An 8310-nucleotide genomic window follows, 5' to 3' on the forward strand; every position below is an offset into this window, starting at 1 on the left:
GAGATGTGTATAAGAGACAGCCCATAATATCCGCAGCCAGATCGAATACGCGTTCTAATTCTGGCACATTTAGAAACGTTGGCGTACCACCGCCGATCGCCATCCGCGCAAATTGGGATTCACCCAAGGCGGCTTTTACTTGTTGGGCTTCTCTAGTGAGGGTTTTTAAATACTCGGTGACTAAATCTTCACCTGCATTTGTTTGGGTAAATAAGTTGCAAAATCCACACCGCATTTCACAAAAAGGAATATGCAGGTAGAGGAATAATGCTTCCTTTTTTTCCTGTGCCCAAACTGTTGATAAATGTGCTGGTGGATCTAAAGGGCGATAGGCGGTTTTGTGAGGGTAGGCGTAGGAATAGGATGTGTAGGTAGAATTTGCCAGAAGAGTTTGGAGTGTTGTCATTTAGATTTTGGATTTTGCGGCTCAAATCACGCGGAGGTTCCCTCCGCATGTGTTTGAGACAAGACAGGATTTTGGATTAGTGAGAGTGGACATTGCTCACATTACTATGTTTGTACCGTAAATTCATCAGGATGAATACCCCAATTTACCCAGGAGATCGCTGCTTCCGCAGATTCCATATCCGGTGGAACTCGCAACACATGAATATGCCCTGTGCTGGGACAAGTCATCTTGAGTAAGGCAATTTCTTCATCATCGAGATCGCCGTTAATTTTAAGCAAAGTATATTCCCGCCAATTATCTAATTGATATGCGTTTAATTCTTCGCAAATTTTCACGTATCCTAGATGCTCGATTAATAATCGTCGAACTTCTACATTGTTCTCATCCAACAGCCATTCAGATTTCCACTCACTCAATTTTGTCCAATATCGCCGAGGAAGATCGACACCTAAGAAGCTTACATTCAAATCTGATGGGATTTTCTGTAGCAGAGACAAGTCTTGTATTTCATACATTGCTTCCAAATCTAAGTTGGTTAAATTTTCTAAATGTTCGAGACTAGGTGGTAACTTTTTAAAATTATTTCCTGATAAATACAAGCCACTCAAGCTTTTCATTCCCGTTAATCGATCTGGTAAATCATTGAGTTGATTATTGTCCAAGCTCAATTCTACTAGATTAGATAATCTATCGATTGTACTGGGTAGACTTTCGATTAGAGTTTCATGACATACTAACTGCTCTAGGCTCTCAAGATTACCAATCGTATCTGGTAACTCTTTGATTGGATTACCATCTATACATAAATAACTTAAGGCAGACAAATTGCCAATACTGGAGGGTAAACAATAAATTTTGTTACCACACAAGTCTAACGAAGCCAAGTTTTTTAAGCCGCCAATTGTATCTGGTAACTGACATATTTTAGAGTTACTAGTTAAATTAAATTCTTCTAAATTATAAAGCTTGCCTATTGTATCTGGTAGCTTGGATATCTTAGTTACGGAAATTCTTATTTTTCTTAAATTAGTTAGATTGCCAACTGTATCTGGTAAGTATTTAAGGCTTTTACAACAAAACAAATCTAACTCCTCTAAGTTAATCAGATTGCCTATACTATCGGGAATTAATACCAAAGGATTGATTGTTAGATCGAGATGTTTTAAGCTGGCTAAATCTCCAATTTTATCTGGTAAAGCTTCAAGTTGATTTCTCGATAAACCCAAGTAGTTTAATTTTTTGAGATCTCCGATGCTATCTGGTAACGATTTCAGGCTATTTCCTTGAGTCTGTAACAAATTGAGATTGATGAGATTGCCTATGCTATCTGGCAGCGATTCAATTTGAGTACATGTGATAAATAATTTCTCTAAATTTATTAAGTCGCCAATACTATCGGTTAATTCTGTAATTTTCTCTCCTGATATTGATAGAGTTTGTAAACTAGTCGCTCGACCCAGAATATCTGGAATCCGAACGATATTGCAATTTTCGAGTTTAAGGGATCGAAGATTCTGTTCGATCGCCTGTGAGATTAACTTCTCTACTTTTGCCGCAGATAATTTTCTAGACATCAACTACTCATTCCTAAACGATCGATTATCTTTATCATCGACACAACTCGATCGAGAATAGCTATAGCATCGATCTAATCTCAATCTCTCTTCCCTTGGGATGTACCTATTCAAAAATAAAATGTTCTTTGATGAACATTTTTGTGGAGACTAGAGCAAAGAACAGATCGGGAAATCGAGCGATCGCAGCGTGTAACGCCCTCTTTTTCGATAAAACGATCGAAACAACCAAAAATCTGTTTAAGGCACATTACAGACAACCGCGTCGATCCATAAAAAAACAGTACCCCCAATCCGCACAAATAATCCCCATTACTGGCATAAATTTATAACAAAAACTCAGCATAAGGCACATTCCACACCACCGGATGACTCAATCGATGCCCATGATAATTATCCTCCCCATCAGCAGTACCACGATCGAACAGATAATCCCCATTACTGGCGCGCATTTATAACAAGAACTCGGCATAAGGCACATTCCACACCACCGGATGACTCAATCGATGCCCATGATAATTATCCTCCCCATAAGCCGTACCATGATCCGAACAGATGATTCCCATTACTGGTGCGCGGTGTTGCATTGCCTCAAATAATGGGGGAAGATGTCGATCGACATAAGCTAATGCGGCTGCTTGAGTAATCGGTGAATCTGCCGTTGCCCCTGGGAGAAAGATACAATTGGGCTGATGTAAAGCCGAAATATTGATAAATAGAAATACCCGTTGCGATCGAGGGAGTTTGGCTAAACATGCGATCGCCAATTTTACCTGATTTTCTGTAGAATTAGGATCGGTTACACCCAAATTCGGATGCCAATGACTCTCGGCAAACAGCCCTGGTAAGACATTCCCTAACGCATTTTGCTTATTAAAAAAGCCCACTCCGCCGATACAAATTGTATGATAACCCCGCTGGGCAAATCCAGAGATAATATCTGCCGTTTCAAATACACAAGTATTCTCCCCCGTCGTCTCGCTTCCTGCAAAACTGAGGGCGAATAACCGAGGATGTTTGCCTGGTAAATCTGGTGTGGGCAAGAAGCCCGCAAAAAATGCCTGGTGAGCGGCATAGGTGAAGCTTGCAGGCGTGTGTCTGCGCTCCCATTTACCTCCAGGTAATAACCTTGCTAAGTTGGGTATCTGCCCTGTTGCTAGACATTCCTGCGCAACATCGTACCGGAGGGTGTCGAGGGTGATAAATAGGAAATCGTGGGTACCAATTAATCGATCGACATTCATCTTTTTAATTGTGGATTGTGGATTGCGGATTTTGGATTATTAATCTGTAGGGGCGGGTTTATGAGATAACCTACGGATAATTCTAAAAATCTAAATCAAACCCGCCCTCCCCACTATAATTGCAGGAGATCGTTTACATATCTCGATCTCGTACCAGAGATAATCGATCGATATTTGCTGGTGGGGTTGGGCGGGTTTTGTTTAGAATTTAGGAATTTAGCGAGGATTGTTTGCATAAACCCGCCCCTACGGATCTGTGGGTTTTCATTATTCAGATACGGCGATGTAACGATATTCTTCATCATCATCTGCGTCTGCCTCTTGAGGATCGCCCAGATCGACTTCGATCGAGAGTTTTTCTAATTTCTCGATCGACTCTTCAGATAGGTAGTGATGGTGGAGATCGAGTTTTTCGAGGTGATTAATCAGCGGACTAGCTAATAGAGCTGTCGCACCGATATCGCCTAAATTACCTAATGATAGATCGAGAACTTTAATTCTCACTAAGATGGTGGCATTGGCGATCGCGATCGCGATTCGATCGGCGATATGACTATTTTTCAAACCTAGATACTGGAGATAAGGAAATAATGAACCACTCAGAATCGGTGCCAAATCTTCAACTGTCGTATCGCCACCATAGTCATCGGTACCCAACCACAATTCTAGATGTTCTAATTGGGGTAAATAACCCTGACATATTTCTCGCACTCGTTCGACACTCAAGCCGCCAGTTTCGACGATTAATGTTTTCAATCGATCGAGCTTTATCTCGCCAAAACTCAATTCTTCATTACCGCGTATTCTGAGGTATTCTAACTGGGGGTAAGCATTCCAGAGTGGCGACAAATCGCTTTGTTGAATCCACGAAATCTCGTATTCCTCGCCAGTAATATCGCCTAAAAATAGTGCCGTAAGATTGGGTAGTTTTGGGCTAGCGTCAACAAGCAATTGTACGACGGGTTCGCTCGATCCATCTTCAGCATCCCATTGTCCGATAATCAAGCTAGTAATTTTACTAACATTAGGATCTGCCAAAAATTGCATCAACAAATCGACGATGCTATATTCGGAATCATAATCGACGCTCAATCGATAGCTAGACTCAGTTGGGTTGACAATCCCGATTTCTGTTGTGTATTCAACAACTGGCTTACCTGCAAATAACTCGTCGTGGTGATAGATTCCCATTTTTTTATTGTGGATTGTGGATTGTGGATTGCGGATTGAAAGACAGTTTTTACGTTATATTACTCGATCTCGATTTTACCCAGTCTCCCAGTCTCCCCCTCTCCCCCTCTTCCACCAACATCCTTACCTCCGTTGTATAAGTATCCTCCCCTTGCCAGGTAATCTCTTGAAGCAGATCGCCAAAAGCATTCATTTCTAAGATATAGTGTTCCCTCAAATTCGGTGCGATTAATAAATCAATGCCACAATAAAAAGTATTAGGAAAACAAGCCGCCGCGCGTTCGCAGGTAGCTAGCATCTCCGCCCAAGCCGCAGGCGATAAACCCGCAGGTAAATCGCTAATTTCTCGGCGATCGTTTCCTAAGTGTAAATTAGTCATGGGGCTATTGCCTACTCGAATTACGGCTTGACGCGCTTTACCGCCAATTACTACTACTCGCACGTCAAATTCTTTCCCTTCCAATCGTGCTTTGGGGAGCCATGTTTCGATTTGAACTGATTCAGCAGCCAAAAAATTGATGATATCGGAGATCGCATCTGGATCGCGATATTGCCGAATTAATCGTGAATTGTAAAACCGTAATTCTCCTGCTTCGACAACTCGTTCGACGGTAGTAATCGCTCGATTCTCGTTCCGAGAGGCTCCGCCAACGAATCCATTGCGACGTTCGTAGGCAACCACTCCCGATGCCGATGAGCCATGAGCTAATTTAACAAATACTCTATTGATGTTTTCTGCGTCCATCAAAGCACATAATTTGTCATAAGATTTTGGATGGCGATCGATCGCTAACATCGGCGGTACGGGAATACCTGCTGCTGCTAATATTTGCTGACATTGGACTTTATCAAACATGATGATAATATCATCGGGATGATTTAAGATTCGTCCTTGCAAATTAGCCGTCCACGATCGCAATCGATCGCACCAGCCGAGATACCATTGACGTTGATACCAAATCCGCCCTAAATCTTCTGGTAACTGCGCCGCAGCACTAGCACTAATGCGTTGATGTCCTCCATCTGGCTCTAGTTCGGCACCTGCGGCAATCAACCCTCGATCGACTTCAAAACTGCGCTCTGGCGCGTCAAATCGGAAGATAGTATCTGGGGAGTCAAATTGGGCTAATTCGCACCTATTGGCGAGTAAATCAGCGTAAGCAATTAGTCTGGCTGGGGGTAATCCACAACGTGCTAATGCTTGCTGGAATAGCTGGACGCGGCGAGTTTCGGGGTTGGCAATTAGGACAAAGTTTTGCATCAATATTTTCTCGTGCGAGCGTAAATTTCAACCGCCCGTATGAAACTATTCATTGGATACTCCATACCTCATAAGTTGATAGTCTCTTAAAGATCCCGGTAAGTATTGAGCATCAGCTTGAACATAAAAAGGAAGTACTTGCAGCTTTTCTACTGCCACGTTAGAGAGACAGTTTTTAGATAAATTTAGAAACTTTAAATTACATATATTTGGACAATCTAATATCTTTTGTACGCTGCTATCGCTTAAGGAACCAATCTGCAAATCTAATACGGTTAGATGTTCTAAAATAGGACTATCTAAAATTTCCGATATTAATTCATCCGTAAATCTACAATTACGAAGAATCAGATATTTTAATTTCGGTGTCACATAGCCAGATAAGATGGGAAGCAGTGGGTTACCATCATAACGATCCCAATCATAGTAGTTAATACGATCTAGACCAAGTTCGAGATATTCCAACTCTGGCAGCTCAAGATCGCCATCGATTGGGTAAAATGCCTCCTGATTTATTTCATCAATAACTAACATTTTGAGCTTTTTATATATCGATTTTTTATTGATGATTCTTATTTGACTGGAATTATGGATGTAATGCCCATAGATTTGCAAGACTTCGAGATTGGGAAAAATTTCCAAAAAACATCTAAAATCAAAAATGCGAATATTAGATGACTGATATATTGACAACCAATCTTCACGTCTTTTCCCAATGCACAATGCTTTAAGACCTTCAAGCAAAAACCGAGCATCATTAAGCGTTGTTATAAGCGTTTTGAATTGTTTTTCTAATACTCTAGTAGAGTGAGTAATCTGGCCATCAATTTCAAAAAATAATGCTTGTAAATTTTTGACGTGTGGATCTTTTGCTAATAAATTAAATTCACTTACGTCGTAATAAGTACGATTGTCTATGTATGTCGAATTGTTCATTGTTACGACATAGGCATTATTTCCTGGATCTTTAATACCCTTTTTGCGATCGTAAGCAATGAATTTCCAGGGAAATAGACTCAATATTTTTCTAGATTCTTCATTGGCTCTATCTTCGATGATAGGATCTATTAATTTTCGAGCTAATTGACAAACATTGAGATCTGAATCCTTCAGTAATTCAAATGCTAAATCAATACCTCGATCGCCATATTCGGTCGCATTAGTGAGGGCTTGCATTCTCACGCTTGCAGATTGACTTTTTGACATGGCTTTAATTCCAGCAAATCCACCTAAGATAACCGCATTTTTCGGAGATGGATTTTGTCCACCTAAGACAGCATCGGATTCTTGGGGATTAGTTTCTGGCATAGGATCGATCGATGTGAGGTTATAGTTATTATGCCCGATCGATCTTACTATGTCTCTATCGATGCAGCCCTCAAATGAATTTGGGGCTAAGAGCCAAAGTCCGTTTCAACGGACTAAACAGCACTTGGCAAGTTACGACCAGAGAAAATAATTATCGCCGCCAATCAAGCTTTCCAGTCACCATAAATCGCGATCTGGCGATCGGATGTGCTACGAAAACAGGTCGATCGGAATATTCTTTCTTGGTAACTTGCCAAGTCGTGACTAAAACCGAATTTCAGTTATCTTCAGATAACTTTTGCCATAAGCGCGAAATTCCATTTCAGCGCGGATGTCGATTGCACTAGTCACAATCAATTCAATTTAGCGATCGATCCCTGCTCAACCAAAACCCGATTAGTCAATAAATCCGTCACAGTCACCACCAAAATTCGATGCTCCGTCACGGCAAATTCCACCGCAATTCGATCGATCCCTAATTCACCTGGTGGTTCCAATCTCGCTAGACAAACCGAATTGCGATCGCGTTCTAACGATCGATATTGAGATTGTTTATTTACCGGAATACTATTCATCCTCCCTTGCGCGTCATAAGTGACTTCTGCGGTGCTAATTTGGGCGATTTCGCCGATATCTAAGCGGAGTTCCGTTTGTCCTTCCAAGGCGACTTGGAGGGTTAATGGTTCCTCGCGTTTGCAGGGATATTTAATCCCAGCTTCAAACAGGGGGAAATAATTGTAAGTCCGAGTATATGGTTCCCACAGGCGGATACAATATCCATGTCGGAGATAATCTTCTAATCCGGCAATTTGGGTGAGAGCTAAGGCTCCATGTGCGACGGCTTCAAATGGTTTGTGGAGTTTGACGCGTTGTCTGCCAAAGTAGGAGATAAATAGTTGTTGAATTGCCTGAATCTGACAACTACCGCCGACTAATAAAATCTGTTCGACGTCTGTTTTCTGAACGCCTTTTCGCAAACCGAGGGTCAGGATTTCATCAATCGCATCTCGAAATTGTTCGAGTAATTGTCGCTGTTCTAATATTTCTTCTAACTGCGATCGATCTAAAGTCAGATCGTAGGACATAAATGTATCCTCATCTAACCAACTTTCTCGCGCGTCGGTATCTTTAGTCAAGCGAATTTTCAACCGTTCGGCGATCGCGAGTAAATTTTGCCAACCAACTTCGCCGATGGTTTCTCTATCGCTATTCAACTTAACTAAATAATCTTCAATAATCCACCTGTCGATATCTTCACCACCGACATATACATCCGTCTTGGCTAATACTTCCGCCTGCAATTTGAGATCGTCAGCACCCAAA

General features: G+C 41.4%; 8 protein-coding genes and 1 pseudogene. 1 reads left to right on the forward strand and 8 read right to left on the reverse strand.

The features are described from left to right. The 7 genes and pseudogenes from C7B77_RS17685 to C7B77_RS17720 form a co-directional block, all read right to left on the reverse strand. A pseudogene (locus tag C7B77_RS17685) lies at nucleotides 1–406 on the reverse strand (STM4012 family radical SAM protein); the annotation flags it as partial. Nucleotides 407–510: 104 nt separating this feature from the next. After that, the gene (locus tag C7B77_RS17690; protein ID WP_106307672.1) at nucleotides 511–1983 is read right to left on the reverse strand and encodes a leucine-rich repeat domain-containing protein; all 1473 of its coding nucleotides are present in this window, start codon (nucleotides 1981–1983) and stop codon (nucleotides 511–513) included. 326 nt (nucleotides 1984–2309) lie between these two features. Beyond that, entirely contained in the window at nucleotides 2310–2435 is a 126-nt protein-coding gene (locus tag C7B77_RS31480; protein WP_281261371.1) for a hypothetical protein, read from the reverse strand. Beyond that, complete coding sequence (locus tag C7B77_RS17705) at nucleotides 2436–3227, reverse strand: STM4013/SEN3800 family hydrolase (protein WP_106307678.1); 792 nt, start codon at nucleotides 3225–3227, stop codon at nucleotides 2436–2438. A 267-nt stretch (nucleotides 3228–3494) separates the two neighbouring features. Further along, nucleotides 3495–4418: an STM4015 family protein gene (locus C7B77_RS17710; protein WP_106307681.1), complete on the reverse strand. Its 924-nt coding sequence runs from the start codon at nucleotides 4416–4418 to the stop codon at nucleotides 3495–3497. Between the two features lie 49 nt (nucleotides 4419–4467). Next, entirely contained in the window at nucleotides 4468–5679 is a 1212-nt protein-coding gene (locus tag C7B77_RS17715) for an STM4014 family protein (protein WP_106307684.1), read from the reverse strand. Nucleotides 5680–5724: 45 nt separating this feature from the next. Next, entirely contained in the window at nucleotides 5725–6987 is a 1263-nt protein-coding gene (locus tag C7B77_RS17720) for a leucine-rich repeat domain-containing protein (RefSeq protein WP_106307687.1), read from the reverse strand. Nucleotides 6988–7061: 74 nt separating this feature from the next. Here C7B77_RS17720 and C7B77_RS17725 point away from each other — a divergent pair, with 74 nt between their 5' ends. Continuing rightward, complete coding sequence (locus C7B77_RS17725; protein ID WP_106307690.1) at nucleotides 7062–7334, forward strand: hypothetical protein; 273 nt, start codon at nucleotides 7062–7064, stop codon at nucleotides 7332–7334. A gap of 6 nt (nucleotides 7335–7340) precedes the next feature. Here C7B77_RS17725 and C7B77_RS17730 read toward each other — a convergent pair. Continuing rightward, on the reverse strand, nucleotides 7341–8310 hold a 970-nt coding region (locus tag C7B77_RS17730), incomplete at its 5' end, for an Hsp70 family protein (RefSeq protein WP_146138378.1).

Source organism: Chamaesiphon polymorphus CCALA 037 (assembly GCF_003003845.1).
Classification (GTDB): Bacteria; Cyanobacteriota; Cyanobacteriia; order Cyanobacteriales; family Chamaesiphonaceae; genus Chamaesiphon; species Chamaesiphon polymorphus.